Origin of the sequence: Litchfieldia alkalitelluris, from assembly GCF_002019645.1 — a bacterium.
GTDB lineage: Bacteria > Bacillota > Bacilli > Bacillales > Bacillaceae_L > Litchfieldia > Litchfieldia alkalitelluris.
The window spans coordinates 111117-134175 of the sequence record NZ_KV917374.1 but is presented as its reverse complement, the minus strand read 5'-3'; the positions used below and the strand labels follow the sequence as shown (position 1 = coordinate 134175).

The 23059-nt window shown below is 37.2% G+C and carries 21 protein-coding genes; 16 read left to right on the top strand and 5 right to left on the bottom strand.

The window, feature by feature from the left end; all coding sequences use genetic code 11:
- Window positions 1–23: 23 nt before the first annotated feature.
- The 3 genes from BK579_RS00645 to BK579_RS00635 are packed head-to-tail and all read right to left on the bottom strand — an operon-like array spanning window position 24 to window position 2130.
- On the bottom strand, window positions 24–371 hold the full coding sequence (locus BK579_RS00645; RefSeq protein WP_078543075.1) for a VOC family protein: 348 nt from the start codon (window positions 369–371) through the stop codon (window positions 24–26).
- On the bottom strand, window positions 371–1405 hold the full coding sequence (locus BK579_RS00640) for an S-adenosylmethionine:tRNA ribosyltransferase-isomerase (RefSeq protein WP_078543074.1): 1035 nt from the start codon (window positions 1403–1405) through the stop codon (window positions 371–373). Before BK579_RS00640 ends, BK579_RS00645 begins: the two co-directional genes overlap by 1 nt.
- On the bottom strand, window positions 1402–2130 hold the full coding sequence (locus BK579_RS00635; protein WP_078543073.1) for an SDR family oxidoreductase: 729 nt from the start codon (window positions 2128–2130) through the stop codon (window positions 1402–1404). The genes BK579_RS00640 and BK579_RS00635 overlap by 4 nt, the downstream gene beginning before the upstream one ends.
- Before the next feature lie 589 nt (window positions 2131–2719).
- Here BK579_RS00635 and BK579_RS00630 point away from each other — a divergent pair.
- The 4 genes from BK579_RS00630 to BK579_RS00615 all read left to right on the top strand — a co-directional run bounded on the left by BK579_RS00630 (window position 2720) and on the right by BK579_RS00615 (window position 7088).
- Window positions 2720–3808 carry an amino acid ABC transporter substrate-binding protein gene (locus BK579_RS00630; RefSeq protein WP_078543072.1) on the top strand — a complete coding sequence of 363 codons (1089 nt, stop codon included), beginning with the start codon at window positions 2720–2722 and terminating at the stop codon, window positions 3806–3808.
- A gap of 92 nt (window positions 3809–3900) precedes the next feature.
- A complete protein-coding gene (locus BK579_RS00625; protein WP_078543071.1) occupies window positions 3901–5076 on the top strand; it encodes an amino acid ABC transporter permease in 1176 nt (391 codons plus the stop codon).
- Between the two features lie 10 nt (window positions 5077–5086).
- Window positions 5087–6289 carry an amino acid ABC transporter permease gene (locus BK579_RS00620; protein WP_235848304.1) on the top strand — a complete coding sequence of 401 codons (1203 nt, stop codon included), beginning with the start codon at window positions 5087–5089 and terminating at the stop codon, window positions 6287–6289.
- A gap of 19 nt (window positions 6290–6308) precedes the next feature.
- Entirely contained in the window at window positions 6309–7088 is a 780-nt protein-coding gene (locus BK579_RS00615; RefSeq protein WP_078543070.1) for an amino acid ABC transporter ATP-binding protein, read from the top strand.
- 267 nt (window positions 7089–7355) lie between these two features.
- Here the strand turns inward: BK579_RS00615 and BK579_RS00605 are convergent, their stop codons facing one another.
- Window positions 7356–7787, bottom strand: a complete 432-nt coding sequence (locus BK579_RS00605; protein WP_235848303.1) for a VanZ family protein — start codon at window positions 7785–7787, stop codon at window positions 7356–7358.
- A gap of 142 nt (window positions 7788–7929) precedes the next feature.
- Here BK579_RS00605 and BK579_RS00600 point away from each other — a divergent pair, with 142 nt between their 5' ends.
- The 12 genes from BK579_RS00600 to BK579_RS00545 all read left to right on the top strand — a co-directional run bounded on the left by BK579_RS00600 (window position 7930) and on the right by BK579_RS00545 (window position 21770).
- Window positions 7930–8538 (top strand): LysE/ArgO family amino acid transporter, encoded by a 609-nt coding sequence (locus BK579_RS00600; protein ID WP_078543068.1) that lies wholly within the window; start codon window positions 7930–7932, stop codon window positions 8536–8538.
- Between the two features lie 69 nt (window positions 8539–8607).
- On the top strand, window positions 8608–9012 hold the full coding sequence (locus tag BK579_RS00595) for a rhodanese-like domain-containing protein (protein WP_169891032.1): 405 nt from the start codon (window positions 8608–8610) through the stop codon (window positions 9010–9012).
- A 49-nt stretch (window positions 9013–9061) separates the two neighbouring features.
- Complete coding sequence (locus BK579_RS00590) at window positions 9062–10237, top strand: molybdopterin-dependent oxidoreductase (protein ID WP_078543066.1); 1176 nt, start codon at window positions 9062–9064, stop codon at window positions 10235–10237.
- A 66-nt stretch (window positions 10238–10303) separates the two neighbouring features.
- On the top strand, window positions 10304–10660 hold the full coding sequence (locus BK579_RS00585; RefSeq protein ID WP_078543065.1) for a VOC family protein: 357 nt from the start codon (window positions 10304–10306) through the stop codon (window positions 10658–10660).
- Window positions 10661–11537: 877 nt separating this feature from the next.
- Window positions 11538–12629 (top strand): D-alanine--D-alanine ligase, encoded by a 1092-nt coding sequence (locus BK579_RS00580; protein ID WP_078543064.1) that lies wholly within the window; start codon window positions 11538–11540, stop codon window positions 12627–12629.
- 105 nt (window positions 12630–12734) lie between these two features.
- Window positions 12735–14096: a UDP-N-acetylmuramoyl-tripeptide--D-alanyl-D-alanine ligase gene (locus BK579_RS00575; RefSeq protein ID WP_078543063.1), complete on the top strand. Its 1362-nt coding sequence runs from the start codon at window positions 12735–12737 to the stop codon at window positions 14094–14096.
- Between the two features lie 431 nt (window positions 14097–14527).
- Complete coding sequence (locus tag BK579_RS00570) at window positions 14528–15214, top strand: alpha/beta hydrolase (protein WP_078543062.1); 687 nt, start codon at window positions 14528–14530, stop codon at window positions 15212–15214.
- A gap of 492 nt (window positions 15215–15706) precedes the next feature.
- The gene (locus tag BK579_RS00565) at window positions 15707–17209 is read left to right on the top strand and encodes a degradosome RNA helicase CshA (protein WP_078543061.1); all 1503 of its coding nucleotides are present in this window, start codon (window positions 15707–15709) and stop codon (window positions 17207–17209) included.
- A gap of 217 nt (window positions 17210–17426) precedes the next feature.
- Window positions 17427–17903 carry a large-conductance mechanosensitive channel protein MscL gene (gene mscL, locus BK579_RS00560; protein ID WP_078550286.1) on the top strand — a complete coding sequence of 159 codons (477 nt, stop codon included), beginning with the start codon at window positions 17427–17429 and terminating at the stop codon, window positions 17901–17903.
- A gap of 910 nt (window positions 17904–18813) precedes the next feature.
- Entirely contained in the window at window positions 18814–19779 is a 966-nt protein-coding gene (gene uvsE, locus BK579_RS00555; protein WP_078543060.1) for a UV DNA damage repair endonuclease UvsE, read from the top strand.
- 70 nt (window positions 19780–19849) lie between these two features.
- The gene (locus BK579_RS00550) at window positions 19850–20329 is read left to right on the top strand and encodes a PH domain-containing protein (protein WP_078543059.1); all 480 of its coding nucleotides are present in this window, start codon (window positions 19850–19852) and stop codon (window positions 20327–20329) included.
- Complete coding sequence (locus BK579_RS00545) at window positions 20322–21770, top strand: PH domain-containing protein (protein ID WP_169891031.1); 1449 nt, start codon at window positions 20322–20324, stop codon at window positions 21768–21770. The genes BK579_RS00550 and BK579_RS00545 overlap by 8 nt, the downstream gene beginning before the upstream one ends.
- Window positions 21771–22383: 613 nt before the next feature.
- On the opposite strand, the gene BK579_RS00540 is transcribed toward BK579_RS00545, so the two are convergent.
- Window positions 22384–22983, bottom strand: a complete 600-nt coding sequence (locus BK579_RS00540) for a rhomboid family intramembrane serine protease (protein ID WP_078543057.1) — start codon at window positions 22981–22983, stop codon at window positions 22384–22386.
- Between the last annotated feature and the right edge of the window lie 76 nt (window positions 22984–23059).

Genomic DNA, 23059 nt, shown 5'->3' with positions numbered 1-23059 from the left:
AACCTGTCTTCCTTGGATGAAGATCAGGTTTTTTCTACTAATTCTAAGATTTCCCCATTTATTCCCTTGAAAAAAACGACTAACATCTTTCCGATTCTATAAGGCCCTTCGATAGGAAGTAATCCCTTGTTTTCCAACTCTATTATTTTTCCTTGAAGATCCTCTACCTCCCAAGCAATATGAATTGTAGGAGAAGTCTTCGTTGATGGCTCATGAACAATTTCGAGTAAAAATCCATTGTGCGCTATGAAAATCAGGAGTTCATTGTTAAACATAAATCTTTTGATCTCTTCGAATCCGAAAAAGGTGCTATAAAAGTATAAGGTTTCATCAGGGCTAGCGGTTGATATTCCGATATGATGGAAATTCATTATGAATTTCCATCATGTAATATTAAATTTAAATCTCCAAACTCATGCCATTGATAGCCTTTATCAATCGCCTCATTGTAACTTTTGATAAGATAATCTTCTGAAATAAAGGCAGTTAATAAATCTAAATGACTAGCCTCGGGTTCATGAAACCCGGTAATCAAACCAGTAACAGATTGAATGGTCGAGTGTTTGTTGATATAGATTGTCGTCCATCCTGAACTACTTCCGACTTTGTGATTTGAAATAGAAGACTCCAAAGCTCTTACTACAGTTGTACCAACAGCAATGACTCTTTTTTTCTCTTTATGAGCTCGATTAATTATCTCTGCGGTTTCAGTAGGTATGTGATACCATTCTGGATGCTTGTTAGGCTCTGGCCATTGGTCGTTTCCGTAATAGCTCAATCCGGTATGAAGTTGCAAGAAAGCTAGCTTCACTCCTTTGCTCTTAAGCTGATGTAGCATTTCCCATGTGAATGCTCTTCCAGCAGAGCACATCTCGACAGAACCAGGGACCGAGCTATACACTGTCTGGTAAAATTCTAGTGGCAAAGGTTTTGTAATATATTCATATCGAATCGGCTTTCCATTTTTATAGATAAAATCCAATAATTGATTTCCTTTAATCGAGAAGAGTAACGTGGAAAGGATTGATTCAGTTTTCTTGTTAATAACAGCTGTAACCCTATTTGGAAATGAAATGATATCTCCGTCCTCAAAGTCCTCTGCTAAAATAAGTGCCTCCCATTTTGCATCTGATAATTTTCGAGATAGTCTAATTTCTACTTTTTTGTGATTTAAAGACCCATTAAGCACAGCTGGAATGGTTCTACTATTATTAAAAACCAATACATCTCCTGACTCAAATAAGGAAACTAAGTCATTGAACTTGAAATGATTAGTTTGTTGGTTATTAGCATTCAAAACAAGCATTTTTATATCAGAACGCCTTTTACCTAATGCCTCAGGTGGTAATGAGGCATTAAGATGATCTGGAATAAAGAATTGGTTTGATGGTGCAATCGTGTTCATATTGTTTCTCCTCCCTGAAATTGCTGAGCTTGAATTCTTTGTCCATGAATAAATTGTGCGTCACTAGAAGCAAGAAATCGAATGACCTTTGCAACTTCTTCAGGAGCACTAAGCTCATAATCGCAATCAGGAACTGCAATATGGTGCATCTCTGTATCCATTTCTCCTGGATCGATTAAGCTGATGGATATATTCGTTCCTTCAAGTTCATCTGACCATGTTTGGATTAGCCCTTCGACTGCAAACTTGGAGATGCCATATGCCCCCCATGTCGCAAAACCTGTTTTTCCGGCTTCTGAAGTAATTGCGAAGATCTTCCCAGATTGATTCACTATCATTCCTGGTAACACACGACGAATAGTCAGGAATGGGTGCAGAATATTCACATCTAAGACCTGTTTTAACTCATTTACCGGATAATCAGACAGCAATGTAGGCCCAGGACCGAAGATAGACGCATTAACAATTAATACATCGATCTTTCCAAAAGCACTTTCTGTGATTGAGATAAAACGATCTACATCTTCTTCTTTCGCACCATCTGCTTGTATCGCTAACACTTCCTGCGCTCCTTTTTCTAATGCCTCCTTCTTTACCTGTAATAATTTTTCGAGTCCTCGTGCGCAAATGGCAAGAGAATATCCCTTTTCTGCGAATGCAAGTGTTAATGCTCTCCCTAATCCTTTAGAGGCTCCAGTAATCATAATCACTTTTTGGTTTGTCATATTTGGTTCATCCTTTCGCTTTGTTGTTACTATAAGTTTAGATGGATAAAAGGATTGAGCAATCAGAGAATAAGGGTATCTTTAGTCAGTAGTTCTACCTAAGGGAGGTAAGACTTTTGGAGTAGAATTGAACAAGTGCGATATGGAAGGTTTTTTTACAAGAAAATCAACTGGTGTAAAGATAATAGGAATAGAGGTATATTTAAATAATATAATTAAACTATAGAATATTCTGAAAAGTAACTTTGGCAATGATATACCTCCATAAACTTCGTGTCTAGAAAGAATTTATCATGGTGTTTTGTAAGCGGTTCACACCATAGTCAGATAATAAAACATTAGATATCAGAATATTTTATATATTTAAATAGAAAAATTATTTGCATATATCTGAAAAGTCTGTATAATAATTAACATAACACTAGGCGTGATATTATCTCACATAAGGCACTTTAGATACTGTAGAAGTGTTGGAGATTTAATATCTATTAATCTCTTATCTTACATTGGTATTATTATTGGTCTTCTGGGTTTTGATAGTAATCACAGAAAGGCTGATATTTACAACATATAAAAAGGGGGAAACGAATTGAAAAAATCATTGGCATTTTTGTTAAGTATTTTTATGGTAGCTATCCTAGCATTAGCTGGATGTACGAGTGACGAGGTTGGTACGGATGAAAAACCAGCTGATAACGGATCTGGTGATGCACCTGCGGCAAGTGGTGAATCTGTATTAGATACAATCAAGTCAAGAGGTAAACTAGTAGCGGGTGTAAACGATACATTACCAGGATTTGGTTATGTGGGAACGGATGGTAAAAATACTGGCTTTGACGTTGATTTTGCAAAAGCAATTGCAGCGGGGATTTTAGGTGATTCTGAAGCAATTGAATTCCGTCCTTTATCAGCGCAAGAGCGTTTTACAGCTGTTCAAACAGGTGAAGTGGATGTGTTAGTACGTAACACTACTTGGACAACAAACCGTGACACTGAAGTAGGATTAAACTTTGCTCCTGTAACTTTCTATGATGGTCAAGGGCTTATGGTACCTGTGGATAGCGGAATTAATAGTATTGCAGATTTAGAGGGAGCTCGTATTGGAGTTGAAACTGGTACAACAACTGAGTTGAACCTTGCTGACCAAATGCGTGCTGCTGGTATCAACTATGAAGCGGTAGTTTTTGATAATGCAGATGCTGTAGTGGCAGCATATGAAGCGGGAAGTATTGATGCTTGGACAACTGATAAATCAGGTCTAGTTTCTCGTCAATCAATCATGGCAGATCCTTCTGCACATAAAATCTTATCTGAAAACTTATCGAAAGAACCACTTGGGCCATCTGTAAAAGGTGGAGATGATAAAATGTACGATGCTGTAACATGGATCGTATTAGCAACAATTCAAGCTGAGGAATTTGGAATTACATCTGCAAACGTTGATGAGTTCTTAACAAGTGAAAACCCAGAAATTAAGCGTCTATTAGGTACAGAAGGTAATCTTGGAGAGCAGTTAGGTTTATCCAACGATTTTGCATATCAAGTGATTAAGCAGGTTGGTAACTATGGTGAAATCTTTAATCGTCATTTAGGTGCTGATTCTGTATTCAAATTAGAACGTGGATTAAATTCACTTTATACAGATGGTGGGATTTTATACTCTCCTCCATTCCGTTAATAAAAGGATATATGTAAACAGTTTTAAAAGGCCTGCTATCCTGAGCTGATCTCTATGGCAGGTCTATTTTTTCTTGAAAGGTGGACAGTATAATGGCCAAAAACACTTCGACTGTTACTACTCCTTTTTGGCGAGATAAAAAAATAATACCAATTCTGCTACAAGTTTTGTTTACTGTAGCTGTGTTCATTGCCGGTTACTATTTTATTACAAATGCTTTGTCTGGATTAAGTCAGATGGGTATGAAGTTGGGTTTTGACTTCCTAAAAAATACTGCATCCTTTTCTATCTCTGAATCGTTAATTGAATATGCACCAACAGATCCATATAGCAAAGCTTTTCTAGTGGGATTATTAAACACACTACGCGTTGCGTTTTTTGGAGTTATTTTGGCAAGTATCATAGGTGTATTTATTGGGATTGCTAGATTATCAAATAACTGGCTTGTTAGCAAGCTTGCAACAGTTTATATCGAAGTATTCCGTAATACACCTTTACTAGTACAAATTTTCATTTGGTATTTTGCGGTATTCCTTACATTGCCAAGGATCGAAGAAGCGGTAAAATTAGGCCCTATTTTTTTCTCGAACCGTGGTACGGCAATTCCTTGGTATGAAACACATGGGAGTTCACTGTTGTGGGGGATTTTAGCTATTGTTGGTATTGTAGTTGCAACTTTTCTTTATAAATTTTTAATGAAAAAGGAAGTTGAAACAGGCAAGCAGAAATATCCAGTTATTTTTGCCTTTGTAGGTCTTCTTGTGACTTTCTTAGTAGCTTTTATCATCACTGGTACAGGTCCAGTGACAGTCACAACACCAGTTGTGCAAGGAAAAGGATTTGTCGGTGGTTATACAATTTCAGAAACATTTGCAGCTATCTTAGTTGCACTTGTCATCTATACTTCAACCTTTATAGCAGAAATTGTACGTGCTGGGATTATGGGTGTTCCTAAAGGGCAAGTGGAAGCAGCAAAAGCGTTAGGTCTTAAAAATTCAACAGCCTTAAGACTTGTTATCTTCCCACAAGCGATTCGAATCATCATCCCTCCATTAACAAGTCAGTATTTAAACTTGATCAAAAACTCAAGTTTAGCGGTAGCTGTAGGTTACCAAGATATTGTAAGTGTTGGTGGAACGATCATGAACCAGACAGGACGTGCAGTTGAATCGATCTTTATTATGATTTTAGTGTACTTAACGTTTAGTTTATTCACTTCGTTATTTATGAATTTCTTTAATAAAAAATTCCAATTGGTAGAAAGGTAGGTGAGGGTAATTGGAGCAGCTTGAAGTAAATAAAAATAGTGAAACTGTTGCAATGAAACCGCCTAACTCATCTCTTGGTTTTGCTGGTTGGATAAAAGCAAACTTATTTAGTAGTTGGCTAAACTCTATTTTAACAATTGTTGCTTCAGTCGTTGCAGGAACAATTATCTATAAAACAGCAGGATTTATAATTGCTGCAGATTGGTCAGTTATCTCAGTGAACTTCAGATTATTAATGGTCGGGCAATACCCAGTTGAGGAACTTTGGCGAATTTGGACGGGGCTTGCATTATTATCAGCTTTATTAGGAGCATCATGGGGAATATGGAAAGGGTCAATTGGACATGTAGCGATAACCATTGGTGTTCTGATGTTTATCATGGCTGTCGTACCCTTTGTTACCTTTAATACAAGATTATTGCTTGGAATGAATATTGCTTTAATGTTAGTCACTTACTTCGTAGGGCCTAAAATTCCGAAAATGAAGATTGGTGTCCTAACTTTATGGATTTTATTTGTGCCAATATTCATTACGTTGCTTAATGGCTTTGGAGTGTTACCTGCTGTAAGACCGGGATTATGGGGCGGGTTTTTATTAACGTTACTAATAGCGAGTGTTTCAATAGTTTGTTCATTTCCAATCGGAGTTTTGCTTGCAATAGGCAGAAGAAGTAAGCTTCCAGTTGTGAAGTGGTTTTGTATAATCTATATTGAGTTTATTCGTGGAATACCGTTAATAACTGTTTTATTTGTTGGACAACTGATGCTTCCATTATTCTTAGGGGATGGAGTTGAAATCAATAATGTCGTGAGAGCGATGGTAGGTTTCACTCTGTTTAGTGCAGCCTATTTAGCAGAGAATATTAGAGGTGGTTTACAGTCACTTCCACGAGGGCAATTTGAAGCGGCACAAGCATTGGGATTAAATCAACCAAAAATGATGGGCTTAATCATTTTGCCTCAGGCGTTAAGAGCTGTAATACCAGCGATGGTTGGCCAATTCATTTCAATTTTTAAGGATACATCATTGGTTGCGATTGTAGGCTTAACAGACTTACTTGGTATGGGTAAGAAACTAATTGCTAACCCCGAGTTTTTAGGAAAGCAAATGGAAGTATTAGTCTTTATTGCTGTAATCTACTTTATCTTCTGTTATTTAATGTCACATGTGAGTAAGCGTCTAGAAGCGTCAGTAGGATTAGGAAAACGCTAAAGGGAAGGAGAGGTAACATATGGATAGTTTATTTGCTGTAGAAAAATTAACCACGCCACTTGAAGAAAGAGAAGATATCGTTACTGTCAAAGGACTTAATAAATGGTTCGGAGATCTACATGTGTTAAAAAATGTAGATGTTACCGTTAAACAAGGAGAAGTAGTTGTTATCTTAGGTCCATCGGGGTCTGGTAAGTCAACCTTTATCCGCACGCTTAATGCTCTTGAGGAATTTCAGCAAGGAACTATAAACATTGATGGTATTGACCTTACAAATGATATTAAAAATATTGAGGAAATTCGGAAAGAAACAGGGATGGTGTTTCAATCATTCAATCTTTTTCCACACATGACAATCTTGAAAAATATTTCATTAGCGCCAATTTGGGTAAGAAAGTGGAAGAAGAACAAGGCAGAGAAGATTGCGAAGGAACTATTAGAAAGAGTTGGGATTCCGGAACAAGCAGATAAGTATCCAGGTCAGCTTTCCGGAGGACAGCAGCAGCGTGTAGCTATTGCTAGAGCCCTTGCTATGCAGCCGAAAATCATGTTGTTTGACGAGCCTACATCTGCCCTTGATCCAGAAATGGTAAAAGAAGTATTAGATGTTATGAAGACGTTAGCTGAATCTGGGATGACAATGCTTGTTGTTACACATGAAATGGGATTCGCTCGCCAAGTTGCAGACCGAATCATCCTGTTTGATTTTGGTGAAATTGTTGAAGTGGGAACCCCAGAGGAACTCTTTGACAACCCTCAACACGAAAGAACAAAGGCGTTTTTATCACAAATACTATAAACAAAAAGAGTCCAAAGAGGACTCTTTTTTAATGTGGCTAGACTTTCATGTGAATGAGTATTTGTAACATGGAGAATGAAAAAAGTGTACTTCCTAAGTGAGGAATGTGCGGAGAGCCACTTGACTCCTGCTGCGGGATCGAGTGGTCTCGTGAGACCCCACAGGAGCCCGCCCCTGGCGACGAGGAGGCTCACGGACCACCCCGCGGAAAGCAAGTGGATCGCAGCTCATGGAACTCCGCTAACTAAGTTATTTTCAGTGTTGATATTATATAATATGAACTTTTGATTTTATTTTTAAGATTACTTTTAAAATAAGTATCCCGATGGAAGCGCCAAGAGAATTCAAAATAATATCATCAACATCAAAGCTACCAACTCGAAAATAAAGCTGAAGTAATTCCAATATCGTAATTCCAATCAGGAATAGCAAAATAAATGAGCGGAATTTCAAAAAACGCTTTTTCCATAGGGGGATGAGAAGTCCAAATGGGACAAAAACAGCGATATTGCCTATTATATTAATTAACCAAATGGATAATGGATAATGAGAGTAATAACTAAAATAATTATTAATAGTAGAAAAAGGTATTAAATTATATGAATAATGCTCTCTTGGTGTGCGAGAAAACCCAAGAAGCATCCAGTAAATAAGGGTGAGTAAATAGCTAAGGAGAATCCATCCTGAAATAGATCTCAATCGGTTACTTTTTTTCACGTGGGGAATCTGACACCTCCAAGATACAGCAGATAATAGTTTAAGCTCTTCGTCTATAATAACGCAATTTCTAATAAAATAATATACAATAGAATGAGAGAAAATAACATGGTAGGGTGAAAATATGATAGCTATAATATTACATGGAATGATACTTGCGTTCGGTCTAATTTTGCCATTAGGAGTTCAGAATGTGTTTATCTTTAACCAAGGAGCAAACCAACCGAAATTTGCATATGCCATTCCTGTTGTGGTGACTGCAGCTTTGTGTGATACATTACTTATTATCCTAGCTGTCATGGGAGTATCTGTCATTCTGTTAACTTTTCCGATGCTAAAACTATCGATTTTTGTTGTGGGTATTTTGTTTTTAGCATATATGGGTTGGGCAATCTGGAAAAGTAAGCCAAGTCAGAAGGCTGACTACAAGCCCTTATCTATTAAAAAACAAATCATTTTTGCAATGTCAGTTTCATTATTAAATCCACATGCAATCTTAGATACAATAGGAGTGATTGGAACGAGTTCACTTGCTTATCAAGGAGTAGAAAAGGTTATTTTTACAGGATCAACAATTATCGTGTCATGGCTTTGGTTTATTGGATTGGCCCTTGCTGGGAGATATGTAGGGAAAATAGATCAGACTGGGAAGATGATGACCATTGTGAATAAAATTTCTGCCCTTATTATTTGGGGTGTTAGTATATATCTACTTTATCACATTATCGGATAGAAGTTTGAATTATCTAAATATTTTACGGGAAATAAAAGAATCGACAAAAATCACCAAGGAGTGGAAGTAGTGCAAACGATTATTAGTCTTATCTTATTATGTGTGTGTATATATATCACCTATGATCGGTTAAAGCCTGTAAAAGGACTAACTAACTTAAATGAAGCGGAAATAAAGAAAAAACTAAAGCGTCCGAAAGATGTGGTGCTAATTGATGTTAGACAGCCATATGAATACAAAGCAAAGCACCTGCCAGGGGCAATAAATGTTCCAATTTCCCATTTGAAAAGGAAAAATGAAATGATACCTGAAGACAAAGAAATTATACTTTATTGTCAAACCGGAATCAGAAGCAAGAATGCTGCCCGAATGATCAAAAAGAAGCACAAAGTCTCGTCTATTTCCCATTTGAAAGGTGGCCTTTATGAATGGGAAGGAATGATTGACAATAAAAAGAGTAAAAGCAAAAGCTAGCCGTTTAAAGCGTGCTAGTTTTTCTTATCTAAACTAATGGGGGATTACTATGTGGAAAAAGCTAAAGCAGCTTCATAGTTATAATGGCTGGATTATTTTGTTTCTGTTTATCACAGGTATCGCCATTTATTTACCCGCACTTCGTGGAACGCTAGCAGACTATCGTGTAAGTATAATCAATATACATATCGTTGCAGGGTTTTTATCTATATTAGTTTTTATCGGTTATTTTCCGTACTTAAAAAAACACTGGAAGATTATTGGAAATAGTCTAGGTAAACAAGTGAATTTAGTTATTACGTTGTCCATACTTACCTTATGGAGCATTAGCGGATTATTGCTAGTTTTCGAGAAAAGTATACCTGCAGTCATGTCGAAATTAGCATTATCGCTTCATGATTATGTAACCTGGTTAAGTGTCCCATTCATCTTATACCATATTATCACTAGACTTAAGTTGATCTTAAGTAGAAGGAAAAAAGATAACTCTTCATTTACGGGTAAGAAATTAAATAGAAGGGAATTTGTTAAGTATTCTATTAGTCTAGCAGCTGTAGTTGTTATTGGTCCTGCCATTTACCAATGGCTTAAACGAACCCTTTTTAATGGGGGAATGGCCTATAATGAAATACTCGAAAAACCATTGGAAAATGACTTAAGACCTTTCCCTATACCCGCCAAGGAGTCTAGGCCGCCAATAGGTGGTGGGATGAAGGGGGAATTTAGGGCCTATACAGTCACCAAGATCCCTCACTTTACTGATCAAAATTGGTACTTTCAAATTGATGGGTTAGTTGATCATCCGCAGCTTTTCACTTGGCAATCATTTTTGAAGATTAAACGTGAGGTTCAAGTTTCTGATTTTCATTGTGTGACAGGGTGGTCTGTTCATCAGGTTACCTATGAGGGAATTCCGTTGAGGAAGCTATTAGAATTAGCGGGTGTACAACAGAATGGTAAGTATATCAAATTCTATTCCGGTGATGGGGTGTATACCGATGCTTTAGCTCTAAAGCAAGCGGAAATGGATGATGTGATGGTTGCGGTGTTAATGGATGGCCAGGTCATTCCTTCCGAATTTGGTGGTCCAGTCAGATTAATTGTGCCAAAGATGTATGCCTATAAATCTGTGAAATGGCTAGTAAGAATGGAAATAACCGACCAGCCACATCTAGGGTATTGGCAAGTGAGAGGTTATGATACAGACGCATGGGTCAGGAAATAAAGGAGATAGCCTTGGATTGTCGAACTATTATAATCAAATAATAGTGAGAAATGGGGAATATATATCATGGAGCAATTGTTTAAGAGAATTGATACAGTGTTTTTAACAGTACATAATTTAAACGAAGCAATCGAATGGTATACAGGAGTTTTAAAGTTCTCATTAAGGTGGGAACGTGGAAATTATGCAGCATTAAATATCGGTGAAACACCACTGACTCTTCGCCAAGCAGAAACAGTTGATTTCGAACCACTTAAAGAAGCCTTTTTTAACTTTTACGTTTCAGATATAGAATTTGTTTACCAGCATCTTTTAGACAATGGAGTAAAAGTCGAAGAAATCCAAAAAGAGGATGATGTAAACTGGTTCCGATTTTATGATAGAGATGGAAATGCATTAGAGGTTTGTCATTTTGCCGAATAATTCTATAGTATAGATATCGATGTTAATTGAAGTTCGTCACTTGATTAGTGGATGTGCAGCTTTTTGTGCTTGGCTGGTGAAGATGTCTGAATGTTGGCAAGAGTTCGGACAGGTTTAAGTAATTGGCGGCAGAAGTTGTCTGAAGTAGGCAAGAGTTCGGACAGCTTTAGGTTCTTGGTTGCTGAAGTTGTCTGAAGTAGGCAAGAGTTCGGACAGCTTTAGGTAATTGGTCGGTGAAGCTGTCTGAAGTAGTTAAGAGTTCGGACAGGTTTAAGTAATTGGCGGCAGAAGTTGTCTGAAGTAGGCAAGAGTTCGGACAGGTTTAAGTAATTGGCGGCAGAAGTTGTCTGAAGTAGGCAAGAGTTCGGACAGGTTTAAGCAATTGGCGGCAGAAGTTGTCTGAAGTAGGCAAGAGTTCGGACAGGTTTAAGCAATTGGCAGCAGAAGTTGTCTGAAGTAGGCAAGAGTTCGGACAGCTTTAGGTTCTTGGTTGCAGAAGTTGTCTGAAGTGGCAAGATTAGGACAGCTTTAAGCATTCGGCAACATAATCTGTCCGAAGTTGGTTTGAAATCGGACAAATTTAGGGTCTTGGCATCAGAAGTTGTTAGAAGTCGGAAAAGTGAGACCGCGCCGGGACGTTCGACAAGTGAACTATAGCGAATGCTTACAACCTAATTTATTTTTACGGTAGACATGCCCAAACGCCTAGTGAAAACATATACTAAATATGTTCATAAAAGAAGGGTTCAATAGGTGAAAAACAGTAACAAAATAGACAATCAAATTAAATAGATGATGTTTTAAAATCATCCTATTTAAATAAGCTATGTTAGTGATACAATAGGAAAATATGAAGAAGTGTGTTAGGGGGAAGTTTATGAAAATCAAATTAGGCTTATTATATGGAGGGAAATCTGCTGAGCACCAAGTGTCATTGCAAACCGCGAAAGCAGTAATCAAGGCCCTAGACTTATCAAAATATGAAATACATCCAATATATATATCTGAAACTGGTGAGTGGAAGCGAGGAACTGAACTACTTGGCCCTGTTGAGGAAGTGGAGAAATTAAAGTTAACAGATGGTGGAGATGTTGTTTCGCCAGTATCACTTAACCAAGAAATTTTCCCAACTGGGCTTACCAACGTGAAGGAAGAAAGTTCAATAGATGTTATTTTCCCGTTACTTCATGGTCCAAATGGTGAGGATGGGACCGTTCAAGGTTTATTAGAGTTATTGAACATTCCTTATGTGGGGAATGGTGTATTAGCTTCTGCAGCAGGAATGGATAAAGTGGTGATGAAGAATGTCTTCGCTCAAGCAGGGATTGAACAGGCTAAATATGTTTCTTACATTCGAAAAGAGTGGGAAAAGGCTCCTGAAGCTGCATATGATAAAATCGAAACAGAGCTGGGTTACCCGTGTTTTGTAAAGCCTGCAAACCTAGGGTCTAGCGTTGGTATTAGTAAATGCCAAGATCGTGCAAGCTTAGCAGTGGCGTTTCGCGAAGCCTTTGAATATGACCGTAAAGTCATTGTAGAAGAGGGTATCATTGGAAGAGAAGTTGAGATTGGTGTGTTAGGCAATGATGAGCCAATTTGTTCAGTGGTCGGGGAAATTATTCCTAAGAAAGATTTTTACGATTATAAAGCCAAGTATGAAGATGGCGATACGGGACTAGTCATTCCGGCTGAGATTACTGAGGATGAACATAATCGAATCCAAGAAGTAGCAATAAAAGCATTCAAAGCATTAGATTGCTCTGGTCTTGTAAGAGCAGATTTCTTCTTAACGAAGGACAGCAAAGTACTAATGAATGAAGTGAATACGATGCCTGGTTTTACTCCGTTTAGTATGTTCCCATTATTATGGCAGGAAGCTGGCGTATCATATCCGAAATTAATTGAAACACTTGTTGAACTTGCGATAGAGCGTCATGAAGAGAAGCAAAAAATTAAGTATACATTTTAAGAATCATTTTAATAAAGAGGTTGACTCCACCTAGAGTCGACCCTTCTTTACATAGTATGATAACCCGTATAAAGTTGGTTATCTCATGAAAGGAGCAGGTATTTCTTGATAAAACGTACTTTATTTGAAGTCAATGAAATGGTTAGTGGTCAAGGTGCCCAAGAAAATATAAACATCAATGGTGCATCAATTGATACAAGAACCGTTATAAAAGATAATCTGTTTGTTCCTATTATCGGTGAAAGATTTAATGGGCATGAATTTGTGAAAACTGCGGTCGAACAAGGTGCGGTTGCTTCTTTATGGCAAAAGGATCAACCCAATCCACCAAAAGATATTCCGCTTATTTTTGTTGATGATACATTGAAAGCCCTACAACAATTGGCAAAAAACTATCTAGAACAATTAGATGTTAAGGTGGTTGGAATTACAGGAAGTAATGGTAAAACAACAACAAAGGATATGGTCGCGTCTGTCCTTGGAACAACCTTTAAAGTTCAAAAAACTGAAGGCAATTTAAATAACCATATCGGGTTGCCTTTAACGATTCTTCGTTTAGAGGAAGATACTGAAATTGCTGTATTAGAGATGGGGATGAGCGGAAAAGGTGAAATTGAATTTCTATCTAACTTAGCCGGGCCTGATGCTGCAATTATTACAAATATTGGTGAGTCACATCTCCAGGACTTAGGCTCTAGGGAAGGAATTGCCGAAGCAAAGCTAGAAATAAAAGCAGGCTTAGATTCGTCTGGACCACTCATTTTTCATGGTGATGAACCACTTCTCAATGAGAGAGTTGATAAGTCAAAGGTCAAATTCATTACATTTGGACTTTCTGATACTTGTGATTATTATTCAACTTCTGTTGAGCAAAAAAATGATGGTACATTTTTTACGATAAATAAATACCGTGAACATCCATTCTTCATTCCTGTACTAGGAAAGCATAATGTTAATAATGCAATGGCTACCATTGCTCTCGCTGATTTTTTTGGAGTTCCAGTAGATAAAATAAATACTGGGTTTAAAGGCTTGAAAATTACAGGGATGAGAACGGAATTACTTAAAGGTAAAGATGATGTGCATATTATTAATGATGCTTATAATGCTAGTCCTACTTCAATGAAGGCTGCCATCGAGCTGCTTGAGGATTTGAATGGTTACCAACAAAAAATCGTTGTTCTAGGAGATATGCTAGAGCTAGGAGAAAATGAAAAGAACTTTCATTATGAGGTAGGTAAAGCAATAAATAAAGATAAAATAGATTTTGTCTTTACTTTTGGTGAGTTAGCTCAGCATATTGCATTGGGAGCAAGAGAACATTTCAAGGAAGAAAAAGTATTTGCTTATAACAATAAGGAAGAGTTAATAACCCAGCTTTTAAGCTTAGTAAAAACAAATGATATCGTGTTAGTAAAAGGCTCTCGAGGAATGAAGTTAGAAGAAGTAGTGAATGCACTACAATAGGATTTTTATAAAATTGTTGCTTTCGAAAGGTATTTTACACTCATTATGAACGAAGTAGAGTTGCATCTTTTCTTCTTAAAGGTAAAATCACCATCCTGTAAAATATATGTTAACTCAATAAAAAAACACTCCAACATATGGGGTGTTTTTTTTAGCTTATAAAAGGCTTAATCACCAATAAAATAAACGCAATGCCAATAGAATAAGGGATGAATTCACTCATAATTTCATTTGTTTTTTCTTTGCTAAAAGTTAAAAATTTGTTCATATTAATTCCTCCTTGTTAATTCGTATACTATATAGACGTATGAAAAATGGAAATGTTTCATTTTTGTTACAAAAATATTACAAAAAAAATTTGACTGAAAAAATAAAGGTTTATATATCATAACAATAGAAGAGAAAATAAAACGGTTTTTAGGGTGATTGGAATGATAGGTTGTTTGTGTATTCATGGGTTTACAGGTTCGCCGTACGAAGTTGAGCCTTTAGCCACATATCTTAAGGAGCATACAGATTGGTTAATTGTCATGCCTACCTTACCTGGACATGGGGAAACATTAGAATTAAAGGGAATATCTAATAGCGAATGGTTGCGTCATGCTGAAGATGAATTGCAAAAGCTACTGGATGTTTGTGACGAAGTCTTTGTGATTGGTTTTTCAATGGGAGGAATCATCGCGGGATATTTAGCATCTAAATATCCGATAAAGAAACTTGTATTACTTAGTGCGGCAGTTTATTATGTGAATCCAAAACAATTGTTTACGGATGTGAAAGACATGGTAGCTGATGCTGTAAGAGGTTCGATTAATGAAAATGAACTTTTTATAAGGTATAAAGAGAAAATTGTTCATACTCCATTGAAAGCGACGATGGAGTTTAGAAAGCTTGTTCGATTAGTTAGACCTAAATTTAAGGACATTGATATTCCTACACTAATCATACAAGGAGAATGTGACGGCATAGTTCCAATTAAGAGTGCTCATTATTTATATGAAAAGATTATTGCGAAAGAGAAAAAGCTTTGTTTATTACCTCAATCGAAGCATCATGTATGTCATAGTGAAGATCAAGAGATTCTTTTTAAAGAAGTTTATTTATTTTTACATAAATAGCAGAAGAGCAACCAATAATAACTCTATAATTAAATATCTTTGCCTCAAGATTGCAATTATGATAGTGAAGTGTTAAGATAACATTTACAGTGTTAAAGGAGGAAGATGGTTTTTTTAGAAAATCATTCCTTAGTTTAACTTATTGGACGTGAACCTTGGGCATGATCTCCGTTTTACGGAACTGTCCTTTTTTTAAGAGTAAAAATAGGAAATTTACTCTTTCTAGGAACTGGCAATCGCCTATACTCGAGTTGAGAAAATAGGTGATTTCGCAATTGGTACAAAAGTGTAAGGTATTATTACAGAACGTACGTATCAAATCTTCATCTATGATGATCATGGAATACATATAGTTGCCTTACAGTGAAGTGACCGAAGTGAAACATTATAATTGACCTAACAAGGCGTTAGTCAAGTATCTATAAGTTTACCGTCTAACAAGTCATTTTTTTCATTGTAATTATATGTTAAATAAAAGGAGATTGAAAAATATTGGCAACATTTGCAGAATTAGGTATTAATGAATCGTTAATGAAATCAATTAGTAAAATGGGATTTGAGGAAGCTACACCAATTCAGTCACAAACTATTCCAATTGCAATAGAAGGTAAAGATGTAATTGGACAAGCGCAGACAGGAACAGGAAAGACTGCTGCTTTTGGTATTCCTTTGATTCAGAAAATCGATATCAACATTGACACAGTTCAAGGGATTGTAGTTGCTCCAACAAGAGAATTAGCAATTCAGGTATCTGAAGAATTAAACAAAATTGGTCAATTTAACCGTGTGAGTATCTTACCGATTTATGGTGGTCAAGATATAAGCCGTCAAATTCGTTCATTAAAAAAACACCCACATATTATTGTTGGTACTCCAGGAAGAATCATTGACCATATTAACCGTAAAACATTGCGTTTACAAAATGTACACACAGTTGTTTTAGACGAAGCAGATGAAATGTTAAACATGGGATTCATTGAGGATATCGAAGCAATCTTAGCTGGAATTCCTGATGAGCGCCAAACATTACTTTTCTCTGCAACAATGCCAGGACCAATTCAGCGTATTGCTGAAAGATTCATGCAGGATCCTCAAATTGTTAAAGTAAAAACAAAAGAAATGACTACGCCAAATATTAAGCAGTACTATGTTGAAACACAAGAGAAGAAAAAGTTTGATATCTTAACTCGCTTGTTAGATATTCAATCACCAGAATTAGCTATTATCTTTGGTCGTACAAAGCGCCGTGTTGATGAGCTTTCAGAAGCTTTAACATTAAGAGGGTATGCAGCTGAAGGTATTCATGGTGACTTAACCCAAGCAAAACGTATTTCGGTTCTTCGCAAATTTAAAGAAGGATCAATTGAAGTGCTAGTTGCAACAGATGTAGCGGCTCGTGGACTTGATATCTCAGGTGTAACACATGTTTACAACTTTGATATTCCTCAAGATCCAGAAAGCTATGTTCACCGTATTGGACGTACAGGTCGTGCTGGTAAACATGGTATGGCACTGACTTTTGTAACCCCGAGAGAAATGGGTCAACTTAAAAATGTTGAAAGAACAACAAAGAGTAAAATGGAGCGCTTGACTCCTCCGACTCTTGATGAGGCATTAGAAGGTCAACAAAAAATGACGATTGAAAAGCTGACTAGTACAATTGCTAACGAAAACATCTCTTACTACAAGCGTGCTGCAGAAGAGCTTTTAGAAGAGCATGATTCAGTATCAGTTGTAGCTGCGGCAATCAAAATGATGACAAAAGAGCCTGACGAAACACCAATTAAGCTTACAGAAGAAGCGCCACTTCGTTCAAAAAGAGAGCGTTCAGGTGGAGCTGGCGGCGGCGGTAGAGGCGGCGACGGCCGTAACCGCTATAAAGGTGGTCAACAGCAAGGTAAAAGCCGTTCAGGTGGCGGAGATCGCAATCGTAATAGGCAATCTTCTACTCAAGCTGGAAGTAAGAGAAGAAACTTCCGTAAGAGTGAAGCTTAATATGACTGAAAAAAAAACAGTGTGTAATAGCACTGTTTTTTTTTTTGTTGGAATAATTAGGGAAATGGCGGATGAAGTCAACACCCAACTTGAACAAAGCTCACCGCTTTTATTTCTCACATATAACACATGTGCCCGTGACCTAAAATGTAATTTCTGTAGCATATCCCAATTCCCTTCTAACATAGGCTTAAATAGAGGAGTGATTAGCATGAAAGTGATACAAGAATTTAAGGAATTTGCAATAAGAGGAAATGTCATAGATATGGGAATAGGGGTTATAATCGGGACAGCTTTTGGAAAGATTGTCGATTCGTTAGTAACAGATGTTATTATGCCACCCATAGGTTTGCTTGTAGGAAGGGTCGATTTTTCGAATTTGTACATAAATTTATCTACACACCGTTATGCTTCGCTATCTGAGGCAAAGGAGGCAGGTGCTGCAACGATAAATTATGGTCATTTTCTGAATACAGTTTTTCATTTTGGAATTGTTGCGTTTGCTACATTTATTACCATCAAACAAGTAAATAAACTACGTAGTTCTCCATCCTCTTATACTTCTAAACAATGTCCAGCTTGCTCCATGGCTATCCCAGCAGAAGCCAGTCGTTGCCCCAACTGTACAACCATACTAGATCAGTCCTTCCCAATTGCAAAGGAGGAGCCTACAGTAAAGATTAATATTAGTTAGGCGAATTTTTAACACAAATACATATACGGAACTCAGCCGATCGGACATTCTACCAAGGTTCGGACAGCATTACATGTTTTCTCGTTCAAGCTGTCTGAATTCAAGCCAAGTTCGGACAGCTTTATCTGTTTTCTTTCTCAAGCTGTCTGAACCTAAGCTAAGTTCGGACAGCTTTCCCTCTTTTGAGCCTTAAGCTGTCTGAACCTCAGCCAAGTTCGGACAGCTTTCTCTGTGTTCTCCCTCAAGCTGTCTGAACCTAAGCTAAGTTCGGACAGCTTTCCCTCTTTTGATCCTTAAGCTGTCTGAACCTCAGCCAAGTTCGGACAGCTTTCTCTCTTGTGTCTCCCAAGCTGTCTGAACCTCAGCCAAGTTCGGACAGCTTTCTCTCTTTTGTCTCCCAAGCTGTCTGAACCTAAGCCAAGTTCGGACAGCTTTATCTGTTTTCTCCCTCAAGCTGTCTGAACCTAAGCTAAGTTCGGACAGCTTTATCTGTGTTCTCCCTCAAGCTGTTTGAACCTCATCCAAGTTCGGACAGCTTTCCCTCTTTTGATCCTTAAGCTGTCTGAACCTTAGCTAATTCGGACAGCTTTCTTTCTTTTGATCCTCAAGCTGTCTGAACCTCAGCCAAGTTCGGACAGCTTTCTCTCTTGTGTCTCCCAAGCTGTCTGAACCTCAGCCAAGTTCGGACAGCTTTCTCTCTTTTGATCCTCAAGCTGTCTGAACCTCAACCAACTTCGGACAGCCTTCCCTCTTTGGCCCCTCAAGCTGTCTGAATTTCCCTCAATGTGAAAATCTAACCCCGAAGGAGCCTCAGTCGGCCAAATACCCCGCCTCTTATTTTAAATAGACCTTGTTTATAAGCAATACAAGGGCATACTAATTGAAAATTATTTATAAATGAGGTGCCTTCATGACAATTGTAAGATTAGGTTATGTAGCAATGAGTATGAATCTACAAAACAGTTCGCCTTCCCAAACCATGACGGTTGCTCAGTTTCAAAAAATAAAAGACCGAGAGGCTGCTATTAGTAAGCTTGAACGCATTGCGATTAGCAATCTTGAAAATTGTCTTAGGTTGTTAAAATACAATGCAGCTCACGATATCCATTTTTTTAGGCTGAGCTCCAGATTAATTCCTTTGGCTGGACATGAGGAAGTGTCCGATTGGAAATTTATGCGACCACTAAAACATATTCTCGAAGAAATTGGTGAGTTCACCAAGGAACACTCGATGCGGGTTGGTTTCCATCCAGATCACTTTGTAGTATTTACAACAGAACAGAAGGAGATCATCAAACAATCGATTAAAAATTTAATGATTCATGAGGCGTTATTACGCGGCATGAACATCGACCGTGAACATCGTTGTGTGATTCATGTTGGGGGAGCATACAATGACAAAGATAGAGCGCTAGAACAATTTATTGAAAACTGGGGGAATATTCCTGTTCCCATTCAAAAGATGATAATGCTCGAAAATGATGATACTACCTTTACCCTACTTGATACGTTATATTTATGTGAAAAGCTTTCGGTACCGATTGTTTTTGATTACCATCACCATCTTGCCCATCATGAAGTTCCGGATTGGGAAAGCGAATGGGAGAGAGTCGTAGGAACATGGTCACACTCAAGGTTACCTTTAAAGATGCATATTTCCAGTCCAAGAAATGAAAAAGAATTTCGTGCACATGCCGATTATATTGATGATTCTATGTTCATGCGGTTTCTTTCAAATGTGAAGGGTAGTGTTGATGAAATGGACTGTATGATAGAAGCTAAACAAAAAGACAATGCTCTATTTAAGCTTGTCGAGGATCTGAAAAAGTATCCTGAAATTGAATTTATAGATGCTTCTAGTTTTAAAATCCATTAACCAATATTCTTTCCTGGTATGCATAAATACATTATACTTTAATCACATGAATGAATATTGGAGGAGAACAATGAGGGGTGCACCTAAAAATCAAATTAGTGAGCGGGCATTACCTGCATGGAGAATTTCAGCATTAATTACATCTGCTGTTGGATGGATTGCAGTTATAGGGGTTCTCGTTTTAACATATCTTTTTGAATGGCCTTACTGGATAGTGATTATCATATTCATAGCTTCTGTTTTAGAAACGATAATAACTGTTATTTTCGTTCCAAAAATAAAATGGAAAAGATGGCGGTATGAAGTTTTAGAGCATGAAATCGATATTCAACAAGGTGTTTTTGTTGTGCGAAGAACGACTATCCCTATGATAAGGGTACAACATGTCGATACATATCAAGGGCCAATTTTAAGAGCACATAAATTAGCCTCGGTCACAATTTCAACTGCTGCAACCGTACACGAAATTCCGGCCCTAGATCTTGAGGAAGCAGATCATTTGCGAGATTTAATTTCTAAGTTAGCTATGGTGAATGATGATGATGTCTAAGCCAAGAAGAATGCATCCGTATGCTGCGGTAATAACGTTTATTCAAAGGATTCGTGAACTTCTGTTTCCGCTAGTTCTATTTATATTTATTGGTGGCAGAGGTGAGAATCCGCTTGTCGATTTATTACAGGTTGTGGGTCTGGCGCTTATTTTAGTCGGAATTGTAACATCAGGTATTTTGCATTGGTATCGATTTACGTATCGAATCGAGGACGACGAGCTAAGAATCGAATATGGAGTCTTTGTCAGAAAAAAACGGTATATACCAATTGAACGGATTCAAACGATTAATGTAACTTCTGGCGTGATTCAGCGCCTCTTTAAGTTGGTGAAGCTACAGGTAGAGACTGCTGGAGGAGGTGCTGAAGCAGAGGCTGTATTAACTGCGATCACTCAAACCGAAGCAGACCGACTTCAGGAGTGTTTAACGAAAGTCAACAAAGAGCACCATCATCAAGAGAAACAGGAGCAATCAACAAATACTTATCAAATGAATCAAAAGGAACTTTTTATCGCGGCTACAACTTCTGGAGGAATAGGCATTGTCTTTTCTGGTTTAATCGCCTTTTTTTCACAAGTAGATGAAATTATACCTTACGATTTAATTTTTGAAGGAATTGAAGATTATCTTAAAATTAATATGGTCGTTTACTTTGTCCTAATTTCGATTTTACTCTTATTAGTTGCATGGTTAGTTGGAATGCTTATTGTTGTATTACGGTATGCTAATTTTTCAGTTGAAAAATCAGGTGACGAACTAATCATTACCAGGGGGTTACTTGAGAGAAGACGATTAACTGTACCGATTAAGAGAATACAAGCGATTAAAATGGTGGAAAATCCAGTTCGGCAAATACTCGGATATACAACAGTATACCTTGAGAGTGCTGGAGGTTCAGCTGGCGACAAAGAGGATGGATTTTCAACCATGCTTTTTCCTTTATTGAAAAAAAATCAGCTAGAGCACGCTTTAGGTTTATTTGTTTCAGATTATCAAGCCGATACCGTTTTTACAACACCACCAAAAAAAGCTTTAATTAGATATGTATTAAGAGCAGTTTTTCCTGTGGTTGTTGTAATCACTCCTCTTATTTATTTTCTTGGTAATTGGACATATTGGAGTTTGTTGTTAGTTCCAATTAGTTTCATTCTAGGATACAAAAGATATTCAGATGCGGGTTATCATTTGGGTGAAGAAACCAAACAAATTGGCTTGCGTTTTCGTCTTTTTAGTAGAGTCACAGTGTTAATTAAAAAGAGAAGGGTTCAGGCCCTTCAAGAGCAACAATCACTTTTTCAGAAACAGAGCTCATTAGCGACTATCCAAGCGTCGATTTTATCAAGTGGTACAGGGAGAAGCTTTAAGGTATTAGATATCGCCGAAGAAGATAGTCTCGCAATCTTCAAGTGGTATTCACGAAGTTCCAAAAGTGAGGGATAGGATAATTTTTAACGGGTATCTTTCCCTCTAGTAAAACCTGAAAGTGAAGTTTCATCGAAAGGATTACGAATTGCTTATGGAGGTAACAAATAAGGCTAGTTTAACAGGCAATCAATAATGGATATTAGAAATAGCTCAGTATAGTGACTGAGCTATTTTTTCATAGTTATACAATGTGGCAAAAGAGCTGCCGTCACGGACCCTGATGATGGAATCAGGTTGGTTTGTTTTGATAAATAAGCGTAGAAAGTTCTCTTAATTATGTAATAGCCCTTAATTTAGCTTAAATAGGCGGAAGGATTCCGGCTATCGTCTCAAAAAAGCCAAAAATAAGCAATTTCTCTTTGTTTAAGCGGAAAATTTCCGCTTATATATCCCGAAAAGAGCTCCATTCAGCCGGTTAACCGGAAAATCTCCGTTTATTACTAGAATTTTTGTAAGATAAATCCTATATCAAATTATGGGATACAACACCATTGTTCCCCTATTTACTCCATCCGATGGCTTTTAGATTACACCCATAAAAAAACGAGTGGCAATTTGATATACAAACTGACACTCGTTTTAATTTCCACTTTAATTTTTGTAATAAGAAACGAGGCTAGTCAGAGAATTAAACATACCTTTTCGATTTCCCAATGAACACAGGAGCGAGAAGGACACCAGCAATTAATCCAAACACATGTCCGATTATGTTGATATTTGGATTCAAGAACGTCATGATTACCCCAATCACAAGTATCGTAAGAATAAGCTGTGAATTGGCATAACTGATTAAATCTTTTCTTTTTAGAACCATATATAAATAAACCCCAAATAATCCAAAAATTGCTCCTGATGAACCTACATGCCTAAATTGTTCATGCTCAATTACATAGGTAGCAAGATTCGCAAGGACACCTGTGCTAAGATAAACTCCAATAAATTTCGCCTTTCCTAACATGCGTTCAAGTGCAGGGCCAAACAAAACAAGTGAAAATGAGTTAAATAACATATGTCCAAAGCTTGCATGTACAAAAATGGGTGTTAGTAATCGCCAATATTCTCCTTCACTAATCAACACATTATAGCCTACCATTTGATTCAGTAGATAACCTCCTCCAAGTACTGGCAAGGCTAAGAGAATCCAAAGGAAGATGTGAATTGCAATAATGACTGATATAATAGGGTAAAAACGTAGAAATTCTTTAAAGCTTTCTGTTCGTGTAAACATTTAAAAACTCCTTTTAGAATTTTTTAAAAAGTTTTATAAAAAAATAGCTGTGTTTCAATCGTAGCACATCTCTATA